Below are 25,805 nucleotides of genomic sequence, written 5' to 3'. Positions count from 1 at the left end.
TATCATTAGCAACCGAGCAGAAACCTTCAAGGTGCTTTTGTAACGCGGTTCAAGCCTTGCAAACTGTTGGCCAAACTGCTGATTCCAGCGGATTTGACGAATGTCAGGAGTTGACCTGAATCATTGCAAAGGCCTAATGGTTTCTCCATACTTGCGCCCGCATATTTCCCCATCCTAAACCCATTGGTAAGGCTATGAGCACAGTAAATGCAAACCTGACATACAACTACAAGGTGGTGAGACAATTCGCCATCATGACAGTGGTATGGGGTATTGTAGGCATGGCTCTGGGTGTGCTGATTGCAGCACAGCTGGTTTGGCCATCCCTCAACCTCGATCTGCCCTGGACTCACTTCGGTCGCCTGCGGCCGCTGCACACCAACGCCGTCATCTTCGGCTTTGGTGGAAGTGCCCTGTTTGCTACCTCTTACTACGTAGTACAGCGGACCTGTCAGGCCCGCCTGTTCTCCGATGGTATGGCAGCGTTCACATTCTGGGGCTGGCAGGCGATCATTGTATCGGCCGCCATTACCTTGCCACTGGGCATCACGTCTTCCAAGGAATACGCAGAGCTGGAATGGCCGATTGATATCGCCATTGCCATCGTGTGGGTAACCTACGCTCTGGTGTTCTTCGGCACCGTGATGAAGCGCAGCACACCGCACATCTATGTGGCCAACTGGTTCTACGGCGCATTCATCATTACCGTGGCAGTTCTGCACATCGGTAACAACATGGCTCTGCCAGCTACCGCCTGGAAATCCTACTCGGCGTACGCGGGTGTCACTGACGCCATGATGCAATGGTGGTACGGCCACAACGCCGTTGGCTTCTTCCTGACCGCCGGCTTCCTGGGCATGATGTACTATTTCGTACCCAAGCAGGCGAACCGTCCGGTTTATTCCTACCGCTTGTCGATCGTGCACTTCTGGGCGCTGATCACCACCTATGTGTGGGCCGGCGGCCACCACCTGCACTACTCTGCCCTGCCTGACTGGGCACAGACTGCGGGCATGGTGATGTCCCTGATCCTGCTGGCTCCGTCCTGGGGCGGCATGATTAACGGCATGATGACCCTGTCTGGCGCCTGGCACAAACTGCGTACCGATCCGATCCTGCGGTTCCTGGTGGTCTCCCTGTCCTTCTACGGCATGTCGACCTTCGAAGGCCCGATGATGTCCATCAAGACCGTTAACGCACTGTCCCACAACACTGACTGGACCATCGGCCACGTGCACTCCGGTGCCCTCGGCTGGGTAGCCATGATCAGTATCGGCGCCGTCTATCACCTGGTCCCGAAACTGTGGGGCCTGCAAGCCATGTACAGCAGTGCGCTGATCAACGTTCACTTCTGGCTGGCTACTGTTGGTACCGTCCTGTACATCGTTGCCATGTGGGTTAACGGCATCATGCAGGGCCTGATGTGGCGCGCAGTTAACGAAGACGGCACTCTGACCTACAGCTTCGTTGAATCTCTGGAAGCGTCCTACCCCGGCTATTTCGTCCGGTTTATTGGTGGCGCCATCTTCCTGGCCGGCATGCTGATCATGGCTTACAACGTGTACATGACCGTACGCCAGAAAGAAGCCGCAGCACAGGACAACGCTGCCGTTCAAGCGGCGTAAGGGGAGAGACCAGATGAGACACGAAATAGTAGAAAAGAACCTTGGCCTGATGATCGTCCTGATTGTGGTGGTCATCAGCGGCGGCTTTCTGGCCGAAGTAGTGCCCCTGTTCTTCCAGAAGGACGTGAACCAGCCCGTTGATGGCCTGGAACCGCTGTCCGCACTGGAACTGGAAGGCCGGGACATCTACATCCGCGAGGGCTGCCACGTGTGCCATACCCAGCAGATTCGCCCGTTCCGGGCGGAAACCGAGCGTTATGGCCACTACTCTGTGGCGGGCGAGTTCGTTTATGACCGCCCGTTCCTGTGGGGATCCAAGCGCACCGGTCCTGACCTGGCCCGCGTGGGTGGTCGTTACTCCGATGCCTGGCAGCGCCAGCACCTGTACGATCCGCGCAGCGTGGTGCCTGAGTCCAACATGCCGGCATTCCCCTGGCTGTTTGATAACCGTGTGAAGCACACCACCATCGAAGCCCGAATGAGAACACTGCAGACCCTCGGCGTGCCTTATACCGACGAGCAGGTAGCAAGTGCTGCCTCAGACATCGAAGGCAAGTTTGAAATCGAAGCACTGGTCGCATACCTGCAACAGCTGGGTACTGTGATTTCAGACAAACGGTGATCCCATGGATATTAATGAGTTACGCGGCATACACTCGCTGGTCATCATGGCGATTTTTCTCGGCATCATTTGGTGGGCGTTCAGCGCCCACCGAAAGAAGGCGAATGAGGAAGCCTCAAAGCTGCCCTTCTCCGATGACGACGATGAAGTAGCCAAGCGTACGCTCGAACAGGAAAAAACGGAGAAGAAACAATGAGTACCTTCTGGAGCATCTGGATCAGCGTGATCGTGCTCGGTACCGTCTTTGGCTGCTGGTGGCTGCTCTGGGCCACCCGCAAGAGTCAGACGACCGATACCGAAACCGATCGCACAATGGGCCATTCCTTCGATGGCATCGAAGAGTATGACAACCCGCTGCCAAAGTGGTGGTTCTACCTGTTCGTTGCTACTTGCGTGTTCGCATTGGGCTATCTGGCACTCTACCCGGGCCTGGGTAACTATAAAGGCCTGCTGGGCTGGACTTCCACTAACCAGTGGGAAGCGGAAGTTGCAAAAGCCGATGCCAGGTATGGTGAAATCTATGCCCAGTTTGGCGATACCCCGATCCCGGAGCTGGCGCAGAACGAAGACGCCATGAAGATCGGCCAGCGTTTGTATGCCAACAACTGCTCGGTGTGCCACGGTACAGCGGCTAGAGGCCAGGTAGGCTTCCCCAACCTGACCGACGACGACTGGCTGTGGGGCGGTGAACCCGAGCAAATCTGGCACAGCATCGCCAAAGGTCGTCAGGGCAACATGCCGGCCAAGGGTGTCATGCCCAACATGACCAGCCAGCAGGTTGATCAGGTGGTTAATTTTGTACTCAGCTACAGTGGTCGTGAGCGGGATGCCGAGGCTGCAAAAGCGGGTGAAGCGGTTTACCAGCAGGCCTGCGCGGCTTGTCACGGTGCCGATGGAACCGGCATGACTGCCATGGGTGCGCCCAACCTGACCGACAACATCTGGCTGTACGGCTCTACCTACGAGTGGATCCGTGAGACCGTCGAACACGGTCGCCAGAACGAGATGCCAGCTCAGGAAGGCCGTCTGACAGACGATCAGATCCAGATCCTGGCAGCCTACGTTTACAGCCTGTCAAACTGAGCCAGACCGGCCGGGAGTATCCCGGCCCGGTCTTCTCAACCCTGTACCTGCCCCGCGGGTACAGGCTTGAGAAGATCAGCTGACCCTCCGAGGCCCGCTCCCAGCACTACATCTTTCGGGAGGTACCCATGAGCAATGAAATTCCGGTCACCCAGGTAGACCCCTCCTCCGAGCCTCCCAATAAAAACAACAAGCCGGAAACCGTCGATCTCTACGCCAGCCGTAAGAAGATTTACGTCAAGGAAGTGAAAGGCACGTTCCAGAAGATCCGCAACGTCAGCCTGACACTGCTCATGGGTATGTACTTTCTATTTGTGTGGCTAACACTCGATGGCCAGCCGCTGATTCACTTTGATCTGCCGGCACGGGAATTCCACCTGTATGGCGTGACCTTCTTCCCCAAAGACTTTTTTCTGCTCTCGGGCATGCTGATTATCTGTGCCTTTGGCCTGTTCTTCGTTACCACTTTGTTTGGCCGGGTCTGGTGCGGTTATACCTGCCCCCAGACGGTCTGGACCTTCATCTTCATGTGGATCGAGGAGAAAGTTGAAGGCAGCCGTAACAAGCGCATGAAGCTCGACAAAGCCCCCAACTCAACGGAAAAGGTCACCAAGAAAACCATCAAGCACAGCTTGTGGCTGTTTGTCGCTCTGGCAACGGGCCTTACCTTTGTAGGTTATTTCTACCCGATCCGGGAACTGATCGTTGATCTGTTCACCCTTCAGGCCAATGGCTGGGCCTATTTCTGGGTAGCGTTCTTCACTGTCGCCACCTACCTGAACGCAGGCTGGATGCGCGAGCAGGTTTGCCTGTACATGTGCCCGTATGCCCGTTTCCAGTCGGTCATGTTCGACCCGAACACCCGGATTGTCTCCTATGACCCAAACCGGGGCGAGCCTCGTGGTGGCCGTAAGAAAAGCGTCAATCCCGCAGACGTGGGCCTGGGTGACTGCATTGACTGCGGCCAGTGCGTGCAGGTATGCCCCACAGGTATCGATATCCGCGATGGCTTGCAGTATGAATGCATCGGCTGCGCGCTGTGTATCGACGCCTGCGATGAAGTCATGGAAAAAATGGATTACCCCAAAGGGCTTATCCGATACACCACCGAGAACGAGCTGGAAGGCAAAACCTCCAAGCTTCTGCGGCCAAGGACCTTTGGCTACGGTGCCGTTCTGACCCTGATGATCGGAGCGATTATTTTCACTCTGGTCACGCGGGTACCGGCCAAAATGGACGTACTGCGTGACCGTGGCGCGCTTTTCAGCTTCAACGGCGAAGGCCACGTTGAGAACTCGTACACGATAAAAATCCAGAACATGTCGGAGGTTCCCCAGACCTTCAACCTGTCGGTTGAGGGGCTTGAGGGCATCCGGATTCTGACAACAACCAACGTCACAGTTGCCAGCTCTGAAATCCGCTCGCTGCCGACCGTCGTGGATGTTCCGCCCGAATCTATCCCGGACACCAATAACACCATCCGTTTCTATGCGGAGTCCGAAACAGATCCATCACTTATTCTTGAAACTGAAAGCCGTTTTGTTGGTCCAAGGCCGCGATAGGATATCGTGAGCCGAGACCCGATACACTGACAAGAGTTGATAGCGTAATGACTGACAACACCCCCGTAGCACCCTGGTATCGCCAACCCTGGTTCTGGTTTTTGACGATATTTCCAATCGCTGCAATTATTTCCGGTATCACCATCCTGACGGTGGGCAGCATTCTTTCTCCTTCCATGGTGACGGATGACTACTCCCGTGAAGGCCGCGGCATCAATATGGCCATCGCACGGGACCAGAAAGCCCTGGATCTTGGTCTGAAAGGCGGACTGACCGTGGACGAGCGCTCTGCACGCCTGACTCTTCAAAGCAAAGAAGGCGCAGCAGACTACCCGTATCTGGTTCTCAACCTATACCACCCGACCATGTCGGAGCGGGATCGTACCATCCAGTTTCGTCGAATGGCCGCCGGAGAGTATACCGGTAACCTGATTGAGGATATGGACGGCCGCTGGTACTACGACCTGCAGGGCCCAGACAACGACTGGCGTGTGAAAGGCGAATTCTGGCTGCCGGCGTCCGACAAAATCGCCCTGAAAGCGACCAGCTCCACCCAGGGGTGAGTGGCCTGAAATGCTTCCATTGCGGTGAGCCAGCGGACGGCCACCCGCCGATAACCCTGGAACTTGATGGCGAAACCCGGCCCTTCTGTTGCCAGGGTTGTAAGGCTGTGTGCGAAACCATTCATAACGAAGGGCTCACAGGCTTCTATCAGTTTCGAACAGAACCCGCCGTTACCCCGCGGGAGCTGACCCGTTCAGAAACCGATCGCCTGAAGGAGCTGGACCACCCGCTGGTCCAGAAATCCTTCGTCGTCCCGGTAAAAGGCGGGCAGGAAGCGAACCTGCTGATCAGCGGCATCACCTGCGCGGCCTGTATCTGGTTGCTGGAGAACCACCTCAAGCAACACCCCGGTGTTCAGGCTTTCTCGATTAATCACAGTACCCAGAGAGCGCGCCTGGTGTGGGCACAGGATCAGACCCGCCTCAGCGATCTGCTGATTGCCATCCACCAGCTTGGCTATACCGCTCGCCCCTACCAGGCCGACGAAGCCGAGCAGACCCTGAAAGCCGAGCACCGCACCATGCTCATCCGGCTGTTAGTTGCCGGCGCCGGTTCGTTCCAGACCATGATGCTGGCGTTCCCGCTCTATTTTGAGCTGATCAGTGAGTTATCTCCGGAATACGTCAGCTTCTTTCGGTGGTTCAGCCTGATCGTGGCAACGCCAGTGTTGCTGTACAGTGCCCGACCGTTTTTCGAGAACGCCTGGCGCGACCTGACCACCCGCCATCTGACCATGGATGTGCCCGTGGCCATTGCTATCGGCCTCGCCTATGTGGCCAGTGCCTGGGTCACTGTGTTCGGTGGCGAAGAGGTGTATTTCGAATCCGTATGCATGTTTACCTTTTTCCTTCTGCTGGGGCGCTACGTGGAAGTCCAGGCCCGCTACCGCGCGGGCCTGACAGGCGGCGCCCTGGCCGGATTCCAGCCAACCGTCGCCGCCATGGTACGGGATGGCGAGACAGATCTGGTGCCGGCCCACGAAGTCAAACCTGGCGATATTATCCGTGTACGCCCGGGCGAGACACTGCCGGTGGACGGAGAGATCGTGTCTGGTGAATCTACCCTCAACGAAGCCGCCCTGACCGGCGAGTACCTGCCTGAATCCCGGGGGCCCGGCGATACCGTTCATGCCGGTAGCATCAACGGCGAGAATCCGCTGGATATCCGGGTGGTCAAAGCCGGTGCGGAAACCCGGCTTTCCGGAATCCTGCGGATACTGGACCGGGTTCAGTCGGAGAAGCCTCCGGTGGCGCGCCTGGCAGATCGCATCGCTGGCAAGTTTATTCGCCAGGTACTGATACTGACGCCCCTTGTCTGGGGCGGCTGGGTTCTAGCCGGCGCCGGTAACGCCTTCGACATCGCCTTGTCCGTGCTGGTGGTTACCTGCCCCTGCGCCCTCTCTCTCGCAACACCAACAGCACTCACCTCGGCCACCATGCGCTTGCGAAAACTCGGCTTCCTGCCCACCAAAGGCCACACTCTGGAATCCCTGTACAGCATCGACACCGTGGTGTTCGATAAAACCGGCACCTTGACTCGTGGCGAGCTGACTCTGACTGGTAGCCAGACCTTCGGTGACATGGACCAAGCCAGCTGTCAGAAACTCGCAGCCGGCCTGGAAAAACACTCCGAACATCCGATCGCCAGAGTTTTTCACGAATGTGCATCGGTGGCCGTGGAGAATGTGAACAACCATCTGGGCGGAGGTTTGTCTGGTACTTTTAATGGCAAGCCCGTGTTTATCGGTCACAAGGCGTTCGTTGAGCAACACACTTCCGCTCCGCCCCCCCATGCGGAAATTGCTTCTGGCATGGAAATCTGGCTCGCTACCGCCGATCAATGGCTCGCCAGCTTCCAACTGGATGATCAAATTCGCGAAGATGCCGGGCAAGCCATCAAGGCACTCAATCAAGCCGGAATACGGACCCTGCTCCTCAGTGGTGATCGATCGGCCCATGTCCAGCAGGTTGCTGAGGCACTGGGTATCAAAACGGCGATTGGCGAAGCCTCACCGGAACAGAAGCTGGCGGTGCTCGATCAGCTTCGCGATGAAGGTCACAAGGTAATGATGGTGGGCGATGGCCTGAACGACCTCCCCTCCATGGCCGGAGCGGGTATCTCGGTCGCTATGGGCACCGCCGCCGACCTGACCCAGCTAAAAGCCGATGCAGTGCTGATGAATGGTCAGCTGATGCAACTGCTCCAGGCGATCAAGGCAAGCCAGCAGACCCGCAGGATCATTCGGCAGAACATGCTCTGGGCGCTTGCCTACAATGTCGCCGCCCTGCCCCTCGCAGCAGCAGGCCTGGTCACCCCATGGATGGCGGCCATCGGTATGTCGGCCAGCTCTCTTTTGGTCGTGCTTAATGCCTTGCGGCTTGGCACATCCTCAAAGAGGTCCGGCCAGGAACCTGATACAGTTGGCTCTCATGCTACGGCTTGATACCGTAATCATCTACTTATCGTTTAGGAGCGCATCGTGCAGATAGTCATGTTCCTCGTCCCCCTGATGCTGGTTCTGGTGGCACTGGGGGTCGTGCTGTTTTCCTGGGCGGTGAAGAACGGCCAATACGATGATCTGGAAGGCCCTGCGCACCGGATTCTCTATGACGACGACAAAGACATGATTCCTGACGAAGCGCGTCAGGATAAAGCCCGTTCAGACGATACCGACCCCGAGCCTTCTTCGAAACAGAGCGATCCGGAAGACAAAGCCTGAATGCAACCTGAACTCTACCTCAGTTACTCCAGTGCGTTTCTGATCGGGCTGCTGGGGAGCACCCATTGTCTGGGAATGTGCGGTGGGATCAGTGCCTCGCTGTCGATGACCCTGCCGGTGGGCAAAGGGTTCCGGCTGCGCCAGACCGTGATGTTGCTGGCCTTCAATCTGGGCCGGGTTGGAAGCTACGCGCTGATTGCCGCTTTGATTGCCATTTTCAGTACCAGCGCGGCGGGCCAGTGGCGCTGGGCGGCCCTTTTGTTGATGACCCTGGCCGGGCTGCTGCTGATCTTTATGGGGCTGTCGATGGGCCAGTGGTGGCAGGGAATTCGATTTGTAGAGAAGGTGGGGGCCCCGGTGTGGAAACGACTGGCCCCGCTGACCCGCCGCTTTATTCCCGTCAACAATTCCGGCCAGGCCCTGGCCCTGGGCGCGCTTTGGGGCTGGTTACCCTGTGGTCTCGTTTATAGCACCCTGGGCTGGGCAGCCCTGCAACCCACGATTGGCGCTGCCGCCCTCACCATGCTGTTCTTTGGTCTTGGCACCCTGCCATCGATGCTGGGCACCGGCTACGCCGCCAACTGGATTCGCAACCTTCAGGGCAACCGGGGGTTCCGCAGAATCAGTGGAGCGCTGCTCATCCTGTTCGGATTATGGACGCTTCCGTTCCAGGCCTTGATGCACTGAGCCGACCTTCAGAGATTCAGCACATCCAATCGGCCGTAGTCCGGCTCAGGGCTGGCTGTCTGCACCGCCTGGCGCTTGCCCCCCAACCGTTTGCCTTCCTTGAAATCGTATAGATTCGGATCAGCCAGGTGTGAAGGCTCCACATTGCACAAAGCCCGGAACATGGTTTCCAGGCGGCCCGGATGCTGCTTGTCCCAGGTCTGGAACATGTCCTTGATCACCTGGCGCTGGAGGTTCTCCTGGGAGCCGCACAGGTTACACGGAATAATGGGGTATTCTCGCAGTGAGGCGTATCGGGCAATGTCTTTCTCGCGGGCATAGGCCAGCGGACGAATCACGGTATTGCGTCCGTCATCACTGTGCAATACCGGCGGCATGGACTTGAGTTTGCCCCCGTAAAACATGTTCAGGAACAGGGTTTCGAGCATATCATCCCGGTGGTGGCCCAACGCAATCTTGGTGACACCGTGCTCTTCCGCAAAATTGTAGAGAATTCCCCGGCGCAAGCGTGAACACAGTCCGCAAGTGGTCTTCCCTTCAGGAACTTTTTCCTTAACAATACTGTAGGTGTCTTTTTCGATGATGTGATACTCGATGCTCAGGGACTTCAGGTATTCCGGGAGCACATGCTCAGGAAAACCCGGTTGTTTCTGGTCAAGGTTCACAGCAATCAGTTCGAAGTCGACCGGCGCGCTTTTCTGAAGGTTCAGCAGGATATCCAGCATGGCGTAGGAATCCTTGCCACCTGACAGGCAGCACATGACCTTGTCGCCGGCTTCGATCATCGAAAAATCGGCAATGGCCTGCCCGACTTCCCGGCGCAGGCGTTTCTGCAGTTTGTTCAGTTCCAGTTTCTGGCGACGATCCTGCTCAGAAACAGCGGTCAGTTCGGGATTGGCGGTCATTGCTTGGGACATACTCTCGCACGTTCACAGGATAAGTGAGCGGGCAATTATACGCGTCACAAAGTATCAGGGACAGGATAGCAACATGGATATGTTGAAATTGAGCAACGACGTTGGCGGAAAACGGGCAATGAACCGGATCCGCAACCGCAATGCCATACTGGTCGCGGCCAGGGAGTGCTTTCGCGAAAATGGCTACGATAACTCCACCATCCGTGACATGGTCCGCAGAACCGGCCTGGCGGCGGGTACCTTCTACAATTACTTCTCCAGCAAACAGGACATCTTTGCCGCACTTCTGACGGATTTCCTGAGTCACCTTAATGAAGACATGAGCCGCTACCGCCGGTCCGCCAGCTCAACTCGCGACTTTATCTACTACGCCTACCTGGCACTCTATTCCGCCACCGCCAGAGACCCGGCGATCTATGAACTGGCGCACCAGAACCAACGCGCCTTGCGGGATCTGTTCGGCTCAGACATTCTAGGCCTGGCCATGTTATCACTGGAAGAAGACGTGCGTGACGCCATCACCAGGGGCCTGCTGCCGGATCTCGACCCGGAGTACCTGTGCGCAGCTTTCTTCGGTGTTGCCTATGACATCAGTACAGTGGTGGCCAGGCGCACACATCAAGAGCCGGAGCTTGCTCAGCAGGAGGCCGAGAAGGCGGCCCGTTTCTCCACCGAGCTGTTCCTGGGCGGGCTACCCGCCATGGCCGAGCTTTCAAGCCAGGGCTGAGTCGCATACCATGGAGTCATGATGACTTCCCCAGACGTGACCGCAACAGAACCGGATCCCACTGTCTCCAGCTCAGAACTGCGATGGCTGGAGCAACACACCGAGCACTTGCTGGTGGCGGTAGAGCATGAGCTACGCCAGGCGGGGCCAGGCGGATTAAGTGAGCTGGAGCTGATCAAGGCGCTTCAGGCAGAACCCTGGGCGCTGATTGGCAGCGTCAATTACCACGAACCGGATCAGCTCTACCCGGTGCATTTTCTGCTCTTTCACGTACTCTACCGACTGCGGGACCAACTGGCTCCCGGTGGGGAGTCGCTGCTGATTTCACCGTTGCGCCTGACCATTACCAAGCAGCAAACCGTTGCTGGTGATGGATTGCCGGGGGAAGAAGACAAACTCAGGGCGTTCTATCTGGATCTGTCCCAGTATCATATGCCCGAAGCAACCATCCACCAGATGATGGATAACTTCTGGCGTGGGCAGTGCCGCACACGGCCAGACCTGTCGGCGGTATCAGAGGCTGCCGGAACACTCGGTTTTACCGAACTGCCTGAACACTTCTCTCCGATCAAACAGCGATTTCGTAAGCTGGTGATGCAGGCTCACCCGGACCGGGGCGGCAATACCGAAGCAGTCCAGAAACTTAATGAGGCCTTTTCGGTCTTGAAAGCACACTACGCATAATCCATTTAACCGATATTCAGGACAGACGACGATCATGATCAAACGGTTTACGTTCCTTATGATGATCACCGCCCTCTCCATGGCGGGCGCCAGCGCAAAAGCGGATCTGGTGGTTCTGCAATACCATCACGTGGACGACAGTACGCCGGCATCAACCAGTACCTCCCGGTCACTGTTTAAAGCCCAGCTGCAGATGATCGCAGACCTGGAACTGGAGGTGGTGCCCCTTCTGGTAGGTACCCGGCAGGCATTGGCAGGCGAGCTGGATAGCCGCCAGCAGATTGCCATCACGTTTGACGATGCCTATGAATCCGTCTACAGCGCAGCGGCTCCCCTTCTCGAACGTTTCGATATGCCCTATACGATTTTCGTGAATACTGATGCCATCGGTTCAAGGGGCTACATGACGTGGGACGAACTCAGGGAACTGGGTAGCCATGAAAGCGTGACCATTGCCAACCACAGCACAGACCATGGGCACCTGGCACGCAAGATCGATGAACCCGAAGCCGTGTGGGCAGAACGGGTAACCCGCAGCCTGGATGTTGCCCAGAAGGTTCTCAAGGAAAGACTGAACGTTGAAGAGCCGATGTTTGCCTATCCTTACGGCGAGTATGACGAAGCCCTGGAAGCCAAACTGGCGGAGCGAGGCTGGTACGGCTACGGGCAGCAATCCGGTGCCATTGGCCGTTGGTCACACGAGACACGCCTGCCCAGGTTCCCCATGGCCAACCCCTACGGCCAGCTTGGCAGCCTGAAAGACAAGCTATTGAGCAAAGGCTTCCCTGCCCCTGCCAAAGACCTGCCAGATGGTATTCTGGATAAGAACCCGCCCCTACTGACCTTCCCACTGGGCGACAAACTGGATGCCAACCGGCTCACCTGCTTTGCCACCGGCCAGGGCCGGATCGACTTCGACGTGGTTGACGGCGTCGTCCGGGTTCAGGCCCCCAAAGCCGGGCAAAGCCGGCGCTTCCGCTACAACTGCACCCACCCCGCCGGCCAGGGCAGCTTCTATTGGTTGTCACAACAATGGCTGGACCGGTCGAAACCCGAAGACTGAGCGGTTAATCTTCGAAGGTGGCGATACCGAACTCCCCAAACCGGACGTGCGGTATCGCCTTCGGACCCTGTCGGGTCTCAACAACGGTTTGAGCCTGCAAATCCTGCTCACGGGTATAAAGCAGCAGCCAACGCTCGCCCTGGCCCGGGAACACCGGCACCCAGGCCTCCAGATAACCCCTTCGGCGCCAGGTCTCTGGTGAGTAATTCATGACCAGATCGGTCACCAGCCGGACGGGCTGAAAATCCTTGTCGAGAAAGGCCAGGCTTGGAATAACCAGGCCGTTGTGATCATAACTTCTCAATCGGGCCACAAAGGCCGGCACGGTGGCTCGGGTAGGCAAGGCTATCAACTGGAACGGCGAGCGACCGGTGTCAAAATCATGTTCCGGGGACGACGCCTCAAGCCTGACGCCGAATTCACGCCCCTCTTGCCAGGTCTGAGTGGAGCGGGACGACAGACTGCCACAACAGTGACGACTGAACGCTTCAAACTCACTTTCAGGTTCCTGCTCGACGCCCAGTATGGCAAAGGCATCCGGATCGTAACCCTCCACTGGCTCGGCATAGGCGCGTTCACCTCGGTGATAAACGCTGGCGGGGCTCAACTCTACAGGTGCCGCAATCAAACCCTTCTCAACGTCGCTACGGGTGTCGGGCGTAAAATAGCTGACACGCACATTGCCGTCGGCATCCCGCCAGGTGAAATAGGGTTGTCGCTGACCAGGCCGAAGATTGCCGGCTTTGTCCAGCTCATCGCCATCGGGATAGCTGTCGAGGGTGTATTCTTCATCCGGCTCAAGCGCTGGTTCCTCCCGCTCAGCGGGGCGCCGGGCGCCCTCCGCCTGCGAAGATGTCGGCCTGGCTTCGGCGTCCGGAATGCGGGTGTACTGAACACGCCCCTGCTCATCCACCCAGGAGAAGTAGCCCTCGCGCTCCCCCGCAGGCGCTCCAGGCGATTGGCAGCCTGTCATCACCATCGCTACCATGAACGCCGTCAGGCATTTCAATTGAGCCGTTGTCATACCCGTTTCCCGCCAGCAGCAATCAGAACTTGGTCCGGAAGCTCAGCCCCGCCATAACCACCCGCAACGAGGTTTTTATATCCAGTCCGGCATAGGGGTTATAGATGATGTTGGTGATGTTGTCACAGTTCACGTTACAGCTGGTGTTGGCCGGAATGGTCTCGATGGAGTGGAGATAAGACAGATTCATGTCGATCTCGGTCTTTTTGTCCCACTTATACCCCATTCCGATGCTGTAGAGGTTGGCGCCACCGAACGGCGCCATGATCGAGCGCTGGTCATCCGGAATGACTGAGTCCCGAATCTCGACACCGGCCCGTAAGTCCAGGCGCGATGACGCATGGAATTCAGCCCCAAACGCCCAGTTCCACTGACTCTTGAAGCCCAGCGGCAATCGGAGGGTGTTCGGTGTTGCGTTGTCGGGCGACAGAATCCGCGCGGCGTTCAGGAACTCCAGATTACGGTCAAAGCGGAACACGAAGGCATCCCACTGGGCGTAGTCTGTCCAACCCACATCGGCATTCAGCGTCAGCCTGGGGTGAACATCGACACTGATACCGGTCTGGAAATGCTGTGGGTAGACCAGATCCATGCTGACATTACCCGCTTCCCGGGGTGCCCCAGACGGCAGGCTCAGGATGGCAGAGGTAATGGCCCCCAATACCGAACCGTTAACACTCTGCCAGAAACCGGACCAGTCGTCGGTGTACTGGATCTCGAACGTCCCTTTGAGGTTCATGTCCGCTTCAGAGGTATAGCTTGCCCCCCAGCGAAACCAGTCGTTCGGCTCCCAGAGCACCCCCAGGGTGTAGGTTGGCGATATGGTTTCCTGAACATTGATGCTCAAAGCACCAATATCATCCCAGGGGCCCACGTTACCGCCACACAGGGCCAGCCAGGGCTGTAGGGGCTCATCGCCACTCTCACAGTTGAACGCATCCTGAAGCACTTCCGCAACACCCAACAACATGTTGGGGGCACGCATATACTGATCGGCCGCAATGCCCATGTGTGACAGGTGAATACCCGCACCCACCGACCACTGGTCATTGATTTCATAACCCACGCTTGGCGACAGATAGGTGGTGCGCTGCAATGCCGTGGCCTGGGGCTGGTAACGGCCCGGGTCGTCCTTGTCCCGATAGAAACCGGCGGCCAGCGGCAGGTAGAAGGCGTTGGCAAAGGTCAGTTTTGACCCCGGAGGATTGATACTGATGCCAGCAGATGGCGCGACTGCGGGACCCGGTGGCGCTTTCAGAATCCCGAACCCTGGCACGTAGAGCGCTACGTTGTTGGTGTGACTGTGAGTATTGGCGACGGGATCCCGCTGTTTACCCGTGTTCGGGTCGATTTCAAGCCCGTCGATACCGAAGATTTCATAACCATCCGGCGCGATGAAATCGGCATCGATATCCAGATAGATACTCAGCAGGTTTACCTCAAGCTGACGATCTTTCAGCCTCGTCAAACCGGCCGGATTATAATGAATGGCCATGACGCCGGGCGGGTCCGCCGTCACCGCGTTTCCCAAAGCCAGAGCCTTGGGATGAATAGTAAGGTTCTGGGCCAGCTGCGCGTGCGCGCCACAGGACAGGGATGCAGCGATAACGGCTCCCAGAAGCTGCTTTTTTTGGCTGAAATGTGCCATGAAGTTCTTCCCTTCCCTTAAATCGTCTGCAGCTCCAATCACTCTTTGAGGCCGGAGAAATTAATGGGCAGGGATACACCCAGGGAGAAATCCGGAGCATCTTCGGTCAGCCCGATGCCCAGGCTGGTGTTGACGATGGTGGTGTCACTCACCCGGGTACCCAGGGACATGCTCAGAAAGCCGGTCATCTGGTCTTGTGCAACGGCTTGATCACCATTGCGGAACGTGAGCACGGTTTCGTCGCTGTAACTGAGCTGGGCTGAAATGCTCAGGGAAATGTCGTAGGACAGCGAGTAGGCAAAGCCGGCAGAACCGGACAACCCGAAGCCGGGCTCAACCTTGGTCAGCAGGCGGGCGCCCCGGACCTGCTCCAGACCATCTTCTTCAATATTGTAGGTAGCACTGACCGAACCGAAGACCACCACAGGGTCCAGCACCTTGGACATACTGAGGCCGCCGCCGATGGAGTAATATCCACTGCCGGTGGACAGCTGCTCCTTGATGTCAATTTCATAGGGGCTGACACCGGTTTTCGAGGTCAGCGTTCCAAAGAAGGTGGTTGATACCTTGCCCGGTACGTAAGCGAAGGGTTGCCAGCGGCCAGTGAAGGAGATGTCGCCGAAGTCATAGACTGACAACTCGTCCTCGGTGTCGTATTTCACCACCAGGGGAATACGTGTGCCAATGGTCAGGTTATCCAGCAGGCCATAGTCGTAGGAGAAAGCGTTGGTGAAGTTGTGCGTGGCTGAGGGCACAACATCGAGATTACGAACCGAACCATTGGTAATGGCCAGGTCCAGGCGCTGGTCACCGGTGTAGGAGTAGTCAAAGGAATAGTTCAGGGAGTGAGTGCCCTTTTTCTGCAGCGAATAGTTCTTTTCCGCCGCCTGGAACACTTCCTCCAGCTGCCTTGTGGCATCCTCATCGCCTTCCTGACGGGCCAGCGCTTCCCGCGCCTGATCAACATTGCCATCCTGGGCCATCGACATGGCCGGAAGCAGACCCGAGGCGGAAACAAGGATAAAGCCTCGCACTAACCAACGATTCATCCTGACTCCCTACTTTTATTGGTTTTATTCCTGTTCCGGGCTTGCCACCCGGAAAATTAGTTGCGGCGGTAGTACAGCTGTTTTCGAGTATTCTCTACGCTGCCGTCCGGGTTGTTTTTCTGACGTTCGAGCACATTCTGGATACGTCTTTCGGTGGATTCATGGAATACAGGCATTTGCTGTAACGCCAGCAGGGTCATTGTCTGGTCATCCACGAATCGCAGATCTTCTTCTTTGAGTTCAAGGTTATCCAGCGGCTTGTCACTACCCGGAAAAACGATAAACAGAACGTTGTCGTCCCATTTTTCTTCGAACTGATCGAGCGTGAAGGAGATGTTGCCAACGGCAGGATCCGCCAGGTATACCCGCCCGTCACGAATGGTCCTAAGCACCACAAAATGCTTGAAACCGGCGTGATCGATGGGAACGATGGCGGGGTGGTCCAGCTCCATGAGGTCATCAATCTTGGCCCGGAAGCCACCGGAGGGATAACCCAGGGCGGTGACCAGTCGTTTCATGTCCAACATTGAAAACGCCCGGCGCTGAACAATGCGCTCACTCTCACCGTAGTGGAGCAATCCTTCCATCACCTGACGTTCAGACAGGTTTCTGCCCAGATAGAAATTCAGGACGGTTGTCAGGGCCGCACTGCCACAGCTGTAGTCGTATGCCTGACGGACGATGTTACGGAATTTCTGTTCAACCAGAGGCTCGACCCGAACATCAGAACGTAGCAGCGCCGGACTGGGGTCCACGTTCTGCTGGATAACAATCGTGCCCCGATCAAACGGCTCAACCTCGGTGGCTTCCTGCACCATAGTGAACGTGAGAATGGATCCGGCCAGCACCAGCAGCATCGTGGAAAGTCCCTGTTTTTATTAGACGTGCAACTTATCGGGTTACATGTTGTTACGGTACGATACCGAAATCGCGACCGGCTTAAAGATAACTGTGCCTCAAATCTGTCGCTGCAGAAGGGGCCTGACATGGAAGGACTGAGAACTGGTTCAAGGCTCGACGGAACCACGAATGCCGGCCCGCTCCGGAAGGTATCCGAAACAGGCCGCGGGGAAGGAAAACCGATGGGCGAGCTACCCCATCAGAGGGTAAAGACAACCCCCAGCAGCAGGTAGCTGATGAAGGTCACAACAATGATGCCAATAATGTTCAGGGCAAAACCAGCTCGAATCATATCGGCAATTCGCATGTGGCCACTGGAAAACACAATCGCATTGGGCGGAGTCGCTACCGGCATCATAAAGGCACAACTGGCCGCGATGGCCGCAGGCACCGTCAGCAACAACGGCGACACACCCTGCGACATGGCCAGGGCACCCAACAGGGGCAGGAACGCTGCGGCGGTGGCGGTATTGCTGGTCACTTCCGTCAGAAAAATAATGACAGTAGCGACCAGAACAATCATGACCAGTGTCGGCAACACCCCGGCAACACCAAGGCTTTGGGCAATCCACTCCGCCAGCCCTGAGCTACTGATAACACCCGCCATGGCCAGACCACCACCGAATAGCAGGAGCACACCCCAGGGCAGCTTGTTGGCCGAATCCCAGTCCAGCACAAACACCCGCTCGGCGGTGTTAACAGGAATAATAAACATGGCAATGGCAGCCGCAATCGCGATGCCGGTATCGCTGAGCCACGGCATCAGGCTGGCGGACAACAAAGGCCGGAAAATCCAGGCGGCCGCCGTTACCAGAAACACCAGGGCAACCAGCTTCTCACCCCGGCTCATGGAGCCCAGTTTCGCCAGCTCATTCTGAATCATCTCCCCGCTATCTGCCGAGCCACCAATGCCAAAATCCTTCCGGGTCAGCCACCACCAGGCTAGCACCAGCATGACCACCGACACCGGTACACCCAGCAGCATCCATTGGGCAAAACCCACGGAAATGCCTTGATTTTCGCTCAGGTACGCTGCCAACAAGGCATTGGGCGGTGTCCCAATCAGGGTGGCAATTCCGCCAATACTCGCCGAATAGGCAATGGCTAACAGCAAAGCGGTTGCATAGCGCCGCACACCCTCAGGGTTGGAGCTATCTATCATCGCCACCACAGACAAACCTATGGGCAACATCATGATGGCCGTGGCCGTATTGCTGACCCACATGCTGAGAAATGCGGTGGCCAACATGAACCCGGCCACCTGGCGCTTGGGCTGGTCACCCACGGCCCTGAGCGTAAGCAGGGCTATTCGACGGTGCAGGTTCCAGCGCTGCATGGCCAGCCCCAGGGTGAAGCCACCCAGGAACAGGAAAATGATCGGATTAGCGTAAGGTGACGTCGCCTGACCAATCGACCCCAGCCCCAGGGCCGGAATCAGAACAATCGGCAGCAATGCGGTCGCAGGAATCGGGATGGCCTCGGTTGACCACCAGGTGGCCATCAGCAACATCAGCCCCAGCGCCGCCCAAGCCTCCGGGCTCATGGTCTCCGGCGCTGGTACCAGAAGGGTGACAAGAAGAAACAGGACACCCAGGAAGAAACCGATAACCTGGCTTTTGGGTAAACCCCGAGGCTTGCTCTCCGAAGACTGCGTTGCTGTCATGTATTACCCCCTGGTTTGGGACGATGAACTGGCCTGCTCAATCAGCGGCGCAATCTACACAAACTGTGGTGTAGGGCAACACCTGCAAACGTCTGGGGTCAATTTCCTCACCACACTTCTCGCACTCGTCCCCAAGACCGTTGTTGATACGATCAAGGGCATGGGCAATCTGAACAAGCTCTGCCCGGGTTTCTACTTCCAACGAATCCACCACTTCGTCGTTCTGGGTCTGGCTAGCCTGCTCTTCAAAATCCTTGTCAAGGGCTCCGGTCTCCCGGCGCTGATGAGCCTGATAACGCACCAGCCTGGCTTCAAGGTCGGCCTTCAGGGTTTCAAGTTCAGATTTACGATTGCTCATGGCCATCTCCCGGCGGGTTGTTATTGGTCTATACCCTAGAGAATATGCTGAATCGGGGTTTGACGCCTGTCAAAATCGTGTCATTCCCCATACGGTAGACTAGCTGCTCAGTCATCCCATATACAAAGGAGTTGTATTAAATGAGCACCGATCTTTTCGAAAAAGCCAACCGCCTGAACCAAACCTTGTTCGCCCAGTTCAGCAAAGCTACCGAAATGCAGATGGAAGCCTTTCGTCGCTATGCCGACGTTGCCATGGATCAGGCCCGCAAGGTATCCGAAGTACGCAACCTGGATGGCCTGAAGCAGGTAACCTCCGAACAGGCAGAAACTCTCAAATCACTTAGCGAACAGTTCACCAGTGACTGGAAAGCCTGGCAGGACTATCTCACCGAGACCCGTGAGCAGGTGCAGAAAGTGTTTGAGGCCGAAGCCCCTGAAACCGCCAAAGAGAAAGCCCCGGCCCAGAAATCTGGCGGTAACAAATCCGCGGCTTGATGTTTTAACAGCTGCAACGGTCGGATTGGCACTGCCTTTCCGACCTTTTTATATCTGTTGCCAGGAGGCGCCATGTTTGGTCTGGATTTGGTCAGTAAAACCGCAAACCAGTTGGTAAAGGCGTTCGATGACAATGTCCGCCAGGGCCAGCAACAGCTGGAAAAATGGCTCGGTGACACCGGCCTGGTAGACGACACCAAGCTTTCTACCCTGAGCGAGATGTCGGACGCCTATCGAACTATGGCTGAAGACCTTTTGCTTCATCCGTTGCGGTTTGCCAGCGCGGAAATTGACCTGGCCAAAAAGCACCTGGGCCTGGCCCGTTACACTCTTGCCCGCCTGACTGGCAAACCCGCTGGTCCGGTTGTTGAACCCGACCAGGACGACCGCCGTTTTCTGGCCGAAGACTGGCAGAAACATCTGCCGTTCGACGTACTTCAGCAGGCCTACCTGATCAATTCGAAAGCCTTCCTGCAATGGGTTGAGAATATGGAGGGGTTGCCTGGCCCAAGCCGGGACCAGATGTTGTTCTACGCACGCCAACTGACCAGTGCGTTGTCACCATCCAATTATCCGCTGACCAACCCGGAAGTTCTACGTATTACCTGGGAACGCAAAGGCATGAACCTGGTTGACGGCATGCGCAACCTGGTTGAAGACCTGCGCCAGAACCCGAACCTGTTCAATGTGGGCATGACCGACCGCTCGGCGTTTGAAGTGGGCGGTAACCTGGCCACGACCCCAGGCAAGGTGGTTTACCAGAATGAGCTCATGCAACTGATCCAGTATACGCCGACGACCAAAACCGTCGCCCAGAGCCCGCTACTGATTGTCCCGCCCTGGATCAACAAGTTCTATATCCTGGACCTGACCGCCAGGAACTCCTTTATCCGATGGCTGGTAGACCAGGGCCAGACGGTTTTCGTGGTGTCCTGGCGCAACCCGGGGCCAGCGCAAAAGGACAAAGGCTGGGAAGATTACATGACCCTGGGGCCACTGGCTGCCATGGATGCCGTCAGAGAGGCAACTGGCGAGGAGCGGATGAACGCCATCGGCTACTGTATTGGCGGCACCCTGTTAGGCTCTACCATGGCCTGGCTCGAGAAAAAACAGCGCAAGCCAATTGTCAGCACCACCTACCTGACCACGTTGCTGGATTTTTCTGATCCCGGCGGTATTGGTGTATTTATCAACGACCACTCGATTCGTGGTATTGAACGCGCCATGGACAGGAAAGGGTATCTGGATGGCCGCGCTATGGCCTTTACCTTCAACCTGCTGCGAGAGAACGACCTGTTCTGGTCGTACTGGACCAATAACTATCTCAAAGGCCTGAAGCCCGCCGCGTTTGACCTGCTCTACTGGAACACCGACGGCACCAACCTGCCCGCTCGAATGCACAGCTACTACTTGCGGGAAATGTACCTGCACAACCGGCTGGTCGAGCCCGATGCCCTCAGCCTGGCTGGTGAATCTATCAACCTGGCCGAGATTCAGGTTCCGTCATTCTTCCTGTCTGCCCGCCAGGACCACATCGCCAAGTGGAAAACCACCTACGAAGGCGCCAAGGTTTACGGAGGCCAGGTCACTTTCGTACTGTCTGGTTCCGGACACATCGCAGGGGTTATCAATCCACCCTACAAGGAAAAGTACGGCTACTGGACCAACGACGACCTGCCAGCGGACGCGGACGATTGGTTCCAGTCCGCCGAGCACCACCAGGGTTCCTGGTGGCCGCACTGGAAAACCTGGATAGCGAACTTTGAAGGCCCCCAGGTGCCAGCGCGGCAGCCCGGAGACGGCAAGCTTGACATCCTGGAGGATGCGCCGGGCAGCTACGTGAAAGTTAAGGCAGCGGAGGCCGGTCGTTGCTAAACTGGAGCGGTGATAAAACGCTGATAAAAACAGGATTATCGATGGCGCAGCCGCTCCCCATTTCCCGCATTATGTACAGCGGGCTTTTACTGCAATGTAGTCCTCAAACCAGTATTGCCGACGCAGCGGCGCGAATGTCGGAAAACTCCGTTAGCTCGATCCTGATCGCGGACCAGGACCACGTGATCGGCATCTGGACAGAACATGATGCCCTGGCACTGGATTTCAGTGACCCCGACCGGTTCAACCAGCCGGTCAGCACGGTGATGGGCTCTCCGGTTCTGACCTTACCCAGCACCATGGACGCCGGCCAGGCAGCCATCAGATTGAGAGACAGCGGCAAGCGACACTTCCTGGTCGTCGATGAAAATGAAGCACCCGTTGGCATCTTGTCCCAGACTGACCTGGCGCTCAATCAGGGGCTGGAACCCTACCTGAAACTCCGGGAAGTCCGGGCCGTGGTTGCCCGGCCACCCTTGTTGGCCAATGGAACCCAATCACTCGCTGAAGTCGCCAGCCAGATGCACCATCACCACGCAGATGCGGTGGTGGTGACTTGTGGCGACGGTGAACTGGGCATCCTGACCGAAAGGGATATGGTGCGTTTTATCGCCCGCCACACCAGCAACACTCCGGTACATGAGCTGGCGACGCGCCCCCTGCTCACCGTCAACGAAGAAGACCCGTTGATCCACGCCCGGGATTTGCTGATTGATCACCGGATACGGCACTTGGCGGTGGTCAACCTGAGTGGTGAAGTGACCGGTCTGATCGGCTACCAGGATATGCTCGCTGGCGCCGAACAGATGTACCTGGATGACCTGCGGGAAGCGCTCGAACAGCGGGACCAGGCGCTGGCAAAGTCCCGCCGTACTCTGCAGCTGGCCGAGAGGGTTATCGAATCCTCGTTCGAAGGCATTATGGTGACCGACAAGGATGTCAGGATCGAGTTCGTGAACCCGGCCTTTACCCAACTGACCGGATACAGTCCGGACGAGGTCATCGGGCGCACACCAGAGGTGCTATCCTCCGGCCGGCACGATGCGGAGTTCTACAAGCGCATGTGGCAGTCCCTGACAACCCATGGCTACTGGCGCGGTGAGATCTGGAACCGGCGCAAAACCGGCGAGCTTTACCTGGAACTCCTGACCATCACCGCCATCACTGATGATCACGGGCAGACCACGCACTACGCCGGCCTGTTCACCGACATTACCCAGAATCGCAAGAACGAAGAGCAGATCCGCCAGCTCGCCTACTACGACGCACTCACCGGCGTTCCCAACCGGCGACTGCTGGAAGATCGTCTGGAACATGCCATACGCCACGCACACCGAAAAGACATGTTGCTGGCGGTGATGTTTATCGACCTGGACCGGTTCAAGGAGGTCAACGACACTCTTGGACATGCGGTCGGCGACGAGCTGCTGCTTCAGTTTACCGCCCGGGTACGCGATTACCTGCGTGAAGACGATACCCTCGCGCGGCTCGGCGGCGATGAGTTCATTGTGCTGCTGCCGGAGCTCGACAAGCTTTCGGACGTCACCCAGGTGGCGGAGCGGTTGATCGAGCTGAACAGGAAACCTTACATTATCAATAACGAAAGTATCCAGATCGGCTCCAGCATCGGCATCAGCCTGTATCCGGAGGATGGCACTACCGTTCAGGAGCTTCTGAACGGTGCCGATATCGCCATGTATCGTTCCAAACGCGACGGCCGGAACTGTTACACGCTGTTTGCGCCCAGCGCTGTCGAAAGCGCCTGATCAGCGGCGATCCAGGTAGCAACCCGGATGCCGCTCACACCATCAACTCGACAACAGCTCGATCGGATAACGAATGGTGGTTTTGTCTACCCCTGGCCGTGCACCAAAATCCACCAGCCGCAACCGGTTGCAGATTTTGTTCTCGAGTGCCGGTTCATTGAGCGTTGACTCCACTACCGAACAACTGGAAACCGCTCCATTTGGCTCAATGACCAGCTCTGGCGTGATACTGCCCTGGAGCGAAGGTTTTCGGCGCAACTCCCGATTGTAGATGCTGTAGATGGCGGACTTGTTGGCATCCATGGTGCGGCGCAGTTCCTCGCGGCTACGGGATTTCGAGGCAGTTTCCTGCTGCTCCCTGCGCACTGTCTCTTTTACCGCAGCCACACGTTCAGCCTCGGCCACCTCCGCGCGCTTCCGCTCTGCCAGGGCGAGCTCACGGGTTTCCCGGGTCAAGGCGGTTTCGTTCACGCCACTACTGCGGGTGTTTTCAGTAGCGCGGGACGCCAGCGTATCACCGGCCTTCCTGGCGATCGGCTCGGCGGTATTGGTAACCGGACTATCCAGCTTGACCGATTCCGCTAGCGAACTGATCTTCGAGAGCTCATTACCCATGGCCAGAATACCGGTGTTTTTCGCCTTTTCCCGAGCCTTGGCCACCTCTTCCGGCTTGGGTTCTGGTTCTGGCTTCTGAGCCACTTCCGGTTCTGGAACAACCGGCGTGGGAGCAGGCTCGGGTTTTGGCTCAGGCTTCGCCTGCTCCACCGGCTTTTCCTCAGGCTTTGGCGGCTCCGGTTCTGGCAACACCGGCTTGGGTGGCTCTTTTTTCTCAATAATCAGCTTCGCTAGCTGGGGCGGCAAGGCTTCCTGTTCCTGCCGATCCTGTTCCGGCAACTCTACCCAACTCACATAGCCCGCGAAAACCAGAAACAGGGGCACGACGACAACCGCCGCCGCCAACAGTCGCTTGCGCTCTCCCCTCTCCTGATTCCAGGGCAATCCGTAGCGATAATCCATTAGCCTCAGGCCCCCTGTTCCGTGCGCTGATTAACCGCCAGGGAAATGCTGGCAAAACCCGCATCCACACAGGTGGACATGATTTTCTTGAGCAGCTCGTAAGGAAGTTCCCGGTCCGCAAGTATGGTAATCGGGCGACCTGCATCCGGCGCTGGCGCCGACGAACGGCTGGCCTGGTAGTCGAGCTCCTGCTTCAGGGATGGCTCAACCTGCCCGTCGAAGGTCTGGAAGGCGTCACGTTTCACCACCAGTCGACCGTTTACCAGAATATCCCGGTCGGTCACGGTCAGTGCCAGTACATCACCCGGGGGTTGCTGGGCAGTGGAATCAGGCAATTTGATGGTGCTGTTCTGGTTGAGAACCTGTACATCAGACGACGAGTTCACCATCAGAAAGAACACGAGGATGGTGAAAATATCCATCAGCGACACAAGGTTCATCTTTCCCTGGCTCTTGTTGCGCCGATAGTGGCGCTTCAGACGGCGGGCCTTGGCGGATTCTTTCATGAACTCACCTCCGCGGATCCCGAGGCCTGGGCAGGCGCATCACCGAGCGAGATTTCGGGGAACAGTTCTGCCTCAACAACACTGCCAGCCACCACGGCTTCATAAGAACGCACGGTGTCCATCACGGAAACCAGTGACTGATAGGAGGTCTGCCGGGACGGCATGATGACCACATCCTTTTTGTCCGGCACACGGCTCTTGATTTCCTTCATGACATCCTTGAGCAGACCGAAATCATACTCACCCTCGCGCTGGGGGATGTTCTTGATAACCCCGCCCTGGTTATCCGCAACGACCAGCCGATCTTCATAGATCACCACCTGGATCTGCAGTTCTTCAGCCTGCTCTACCGACAAGCTCTCGCCGGTCGGGAAGTTCAGTTCCAGAACACTGGTGTGGGCAAACACCATGTTCAGCAGCAGTACCGGCACCAGCACAATCATGAGGTTCATGAATGGCGTGATGTCGAGATCGGCCTCACTTTGTAGGCGACGATGCTTCCGTCTCATGGCCTGATATCCTTCTGGCTGGTTATCAGGCCGGGCTACCGGCCGGAGTCGCTACCTGTGCCGGCGCGCCGACATTCTGGGGCTGTGGTTGGGCGCCGGGTTTATAACCAGAGCCGTCGCTGAGAAGGTTCAGAACCTTGATGCCGGCCATCTCGAAGCTGTCGACGATTTCATTGGTCTTGGTCTGCAGTAGCGAGTGGATCAGCAGCATCGGAATGGCCGACATCAGGCCGAAGGCGGTGGTGTTCATGGCAACCGAGATACTCTGGGACAACAGGCTCGCCTTCTGGGCCGGGTCCGCTGCGGCCACTGCGGTAAAGGCGGCAATCAAACCGATAATGGTACCAAGCAGGCCCAGCAGCGTGGCGATGTTGGCCAGCGTTGCCAGGTACTGAGTGCGCTTCTCCAGACGGGGCATGACATCCAGCAGCCCTTCTTCCATGGCGTATTCGATTTCTTCTCGACCCTGGCGGCGGGCCAGGCGCTGAAGACCAAAACCGATCATGGTCGACATGGCACTACCGGACTCCTGGGTATAATTCAGGGCCCCCTTCAGATCGCGCTTGGCAATCATCTGGTGTAGTCGGTTGAAGTCCCGACGGTTGGTCAGTTTCTGGGCGGAAAGGTAGACATAACGTTCAATGGCAACAATGAGTCCGACAATCAGCACAACGGCGATCGGAAACATAAAAAAGCCACCTTCCTGGAAGAAGCGAACGGCGGTATCGATCATTTTCTGG

26 protein-coding genes are annotated in these 25,805 nt (G+C 57.1%); 15 read left to right on the top strand and 11 right to left on the bottom strand.

Features of this window, described 5'->3' with window-relative positions:
- The first annotated feature begins 194 nt into the window (after positions 1–194).
- From ccoN to QUE75_RS08535, 9 genes are all read left to right on the top strand, one after another.
- Positions 195–1,625: a cytochrome-c oxidase, cbb3-type subunit I gene (gene ccoN, locus QUE75_RS08575; protein WP_286255158.1), complete on the top strand. Its 1,431-nt coding sequence runs from the start codon at positions 195–197 to the stop codon at positions 1,623–1,625.
- 13 nt (positions 1,626–1,638) lie between these two features.
- Positions 1,639–2,247, top strand: coding sequence for a cytochrome-c oxidase, cbb3-type subunit II (ccoO, locus tag QUE75_RS08570; protein WP_058089529.1), 609 nt, complete (start codon positions 1,639–1,641; stop codon positions 2,245–2,247).
- Between the two features lie 4 nt (positions 2,248–2,251).
- Positions 2,252–2,443: a CcoQ/FixQ family Cbb3-type cytochrome c oxidase assembly chaperone gene (locus QUE75_RS08565; RefSeq protein ID WP_058089528.1), complete on the top strand. Its 192-nt coding sequence runs from the start codon at positions 2,252–2,254 to the stop codon at positions 2,441–2,443.
- Positions 2,440–3,330, top strand: a complete 891-nt coding sequence (gene ccoP, locus QUE75_RS08560) for a cytochrome-c oxidase, cbb3-type subunit III (protein WP_286255155.1) — start codon at positions 2,440–2,442, stop codon at positions 3,328–3,330. The genes QUE75_RS08565 and ccoP overlap by 4 nt, the downstream gene beginning before the upstream one ends.
- A 128-nt stretch (positions 3,331–3,458) precedes the next feature.
- Complete coding sequence (gene ccoG / locus QUE75_RS08555; RefSeq protein ID WP_286255153.1) at positions 3,459–4,892, top strand: cytochrome c oxidase accessory protein CcoG; 1,434 nt, start codon at positions 3,459–3,461, stop codon at positions 4,890–4,892.
- 47 nt (positions 4,893–4,939) lie between these two features.
- Positions 4,940–5,455 (top strand): FixH family protein, encoded by a 516-nt coding sequence (locus QUE75_RS08550; RefSeq protein WP_286255152.1) that lies wholly within the window; start codon positions 4,940–4,942, stop codon positions 5,453–5,455.
- Positions 5,452–7,899, top strand: coding sequence for a heavy metal translocating P-type ATPase (locus QUE75_RS08545; protein ID WP_286255150.1), 2,448 nt, complete (start codon positions 5,452–5,454; stop codon positions 7,897–7,899). Before QUE75_RS08550 ends, QUE75_RS08545 begins: the two co-directional genes overlap by 4 nt.
- Positions 7,900–7,935: 36 nt before the next feature.
- On the top strand, positions 7,936–8,175 hold the full coding sequence (ccoS, locus tag QUE75_RS08540; RefSeq protein ID WP_152437945.1) for a cbb3-type cytochrome oxidase assembly protein CcoS: 240 nt from the start codon (positions 7,936–7,938) through the stop codon (positions 8,173–8,175).
- A complete protein-coding gene (locus tag QUE75_RS08535; protein ID WP_286255146.1) occupies positions 8,176–8,862 on the top strand; it encodes a sulfite exporter TauE/SafE family protein in 687 nt (228 codons plus the stop codon).
- 8 nt (positions 8,863–8,870) lie between these two features.
- On the opposite strand, the gene ttcA is transcribed toward QUE75_RS08535, so the two are convergent.
- Positions 8,871–9,779, bottom strand: a complete 909-nt coding sequence (ttcA, locus tag QUE75_RS08530; protein WP_152437943.1) for a tRNA 2-thiocytidine(32) synthetase TtcA — start codon at positions 9,777–9,779, stop codon at positions 8,871–8,873.
- 73 nt (positions 9,780–9,852) lie between these two features.
- Here ttcA and QUE75_RS08525 point away from each other — a divergent pair, with 73 nt between their 5' ends.
- The 3 genes from QUE75_RS08525 to QUE75_RS08515 are packed head-to-tail and all read left to right on the top strand — an operon-like array spanning position 9,853 to position 12,253.
- Positions 9,853–10,506, top strand: coding sequence for a TetR/AcrR family transcriptional regulator (locus QUE75_RS08525; protein WP_286255141.1), 654 nt, complete (start codon positions 9,853–9,855; stop codon positions 10,504–10,506).
- A gap of 18 nt (positions 10,507–10,524) precedes the next feature.
- Complete coding sequence (locus QUE75_RS08520; RefSeq protein WP_286255139.1) at positions 10,525–11,190, top strand: DNA-J related domain-containing protein; 666 nt, start codon at positions 10,525–10,527, stop codon at positions 11,188–11,190.
- A 34-nt stretch (positions 11,191–11,224) separates the two neighbouring features.
- Positions 11,225–12,253: a polysaccharide deacetylase family protein gene (locus QUE75_RS08515; RefSeq protein ID WP_286255137.1), complete on the top strand. Its 1,029-nt coding sequence runs from the start codon at positions 11,225–11,227 to the stop codon at positions 12,251–12,253.
- Between the two features lie 4 nt (positions 12,254–12,257).
- On the opposite strand, the gene QUE75_RS08510 is transcribed toward QUE75_RS08515, so the two are convergent.
- The 6 genes from QUE75_RS08510 to QUE75_RS08485 form a co-directional block, all read right to left on the bottom strand.
- Positions 12,258–13,277: a MalM family protein gene (locus QUE75_RS08510; protein ID WP_286255135.1), complete on the bottom strand. Its 1,020-nt coding sequence runs from the start codon at positions 13,275–13,277 to the stop codon at positions 12,258–12,260.
- Between the two features lie 22 nt (positions 13,278–13,299).
- Complete coding sequence (locus tag QUE75_RS08505) at positions 13,300–14,925, bottom strand: OmpP1/FadL family transporter (RefSeq protein WP_286255132.1); 1,626 nt, start codon at positions 14,923–14,925, stop codon at positions 13,300–13,302.
- A 38-nt stretch (positions 14,926–14,963) separates the two neighbouring features.
- Positions 14,964–15,974: a transporter gene (locus QUE75_RS08500; RefSeq protein ID WP_286255130.1), complete on the bottom strand. Its 1,011-nt coding sequence runs from the start codon at positions 15,972–15,974 to the stop codon at positions 14,964–14,966.
- 56 nt (positions 15,975–16,030) lie between these two features.
- Positions 16,031–16,831 (bottom strand): C39 family peptidase, encoded by an 801-nt coding sequence (locus tag QUE75_RS08495; RefSeq protein ID WP_286255128.1) that lies wholly within the window; start codon positions 16,829–16,831, stop codon positions 16,031–16,033.
- A gap of 242 nt (positions 16,832–17,073) precedes the next feature.
- Positions 17,074–18,537: an SLC13 family permease gene (locus QUE75_RS08490; protein WP_286255124.1), complete on the bottom strand. Its 1,464-nt coding sequence runs from the start codon at positions 18,535–18,537 to the stop codon at positions 17,074–17,076.
- A 37-nt stretch (positions 18,538–18,574) separates the two neighbouring features.
- Positions 18,575–18,895, bottom strand: coding sequence for a TraR/DksA family transcriptional regulator (locus QUE75_RS08485; protein ID WP_106695545.1), 321 nt, complete (start codon positions 18,893–18,895; stop codon positions 18,575–18,577).
- 140 nt (positions 18,896–19,035) lie between these two features.
- On the opposite strand from QUE75_RS08485, the gene QUE75_RS08480 reads away from it, so the two are divergent.
- From QUE75_RS08480 to QUE75_RS08470, 3 genes are all read left to right on the top strand, one after another.
- Positions 19,036–19,392: a phasin family protein gene (locus QUE75_RS08480; protein WP_286255122.1), complete on the top strand. Its 357-nt coding sequence runs from the start codon at positions 19,036–19,038 to the stop codon at positions 19,390–19,392.
- 72 nt (positions 19,393–19,464) lie between these two features.
- Entirely contained in the window at positions 19,465–21,267 is a 1,803-nt protein-coding gene (locus QUE75_RS08475; protein ID WP_286255119.1) for a PHA/PHB synthase family protein, read from the top strand.
- Positions 21,268–21,308: 41 nt separating this feature from the next.
- Positions 21,309–23,033, top strand: coding sequence for a diguanylate cyclase domain-containing protein (locus QUE75_RS08470; protein WP_286255118.1), 1,725 nt, complete (start codon positions 21,309–21,311; stop codon positions 23,031–23,033).
- Between the two features lie 42 nt (positions 23,034–23,075).
- On the opposite strand, the gene QUE75_RS08465 is transcribed toward QUE75_RS08470, so the two are convergent.
- Genes QUE75_RS08465 through QUE75_RS08450 form a run of 4 tightly spaced genes read right to left on the bottom strand, consistent with a single transcriptional unit; the run spans position 23,076 to position 25,798 of the window.
- The gene (locus QUE75_RS08465; RefSeq protein WP_286255117.1) at positions 23,076–24,050 is read right to left on the bottom strand and encodes an AgmX/PglI C-terminal domain-containing protein; all 975 of its coding nucleotides are present in this window, start codon (positions 24,048–24,050) and stop codon (positions 23,076–23,078) included.
- A 5-nt stretch (positions 24,051–24,055) separates the two neighbouring features.
- Positions 24,056–24,556 carry an ExbD/TolR family protein gene (locus tag QUE75_RS08460; RefSeq protein WP_106695540.1) on the bottom strand — a complete coding sequence of 167 codons (501 nt, stop codon included), beginning with the start codon at positions 24,554–24,556 and terminating at the stop codon, positions 24,056–24,058.
- Positions 24,553–25,065, bottom strand: a complete 513-nt coding sequence (locus tag QUE75_RS08455; RefSeq protein WP_106695539.1) for an ExbD/TolR family protein — start codon at positions 25,063–25,065, stop codon at positions 24,553–24,555. Before QUE75_RS08455 ends, QUE75_RS08460 begins: the two co-directional genes overlap by 4 nt.
- 25 nt (positions 25,066–25,090) lie before the next feature.
- On the bottom strand, positions 25,091–25,798 hold the full coding sequence (locus tag QUE75_RS08450; protein WP_106695538.1) for a MotA/TolQ/ExbB proton channel family protein: 708 nt from the start codon (positions 25,796–25,798) through the stop codon (positions 25,091–25,093).
- Positions 25,799–25,805: the final 7 nt, after the last annotated feature.

It is taken from the genome of Marinobacter shengliensis, from assembly GCF_030297115.1.
Classification (GTDB): Bacteria; Pseudomonadota; Gammaproteobacteria; order Pseudomonadales; family Oleiphilaceae; genus Marinobacter; species Marinobacter shengliensis.
The sequence above is the reverse complement of the archived record's forward strand: the minus strand, read 5'-3'. Positions and strand labels throughout refer to the sequence as shown.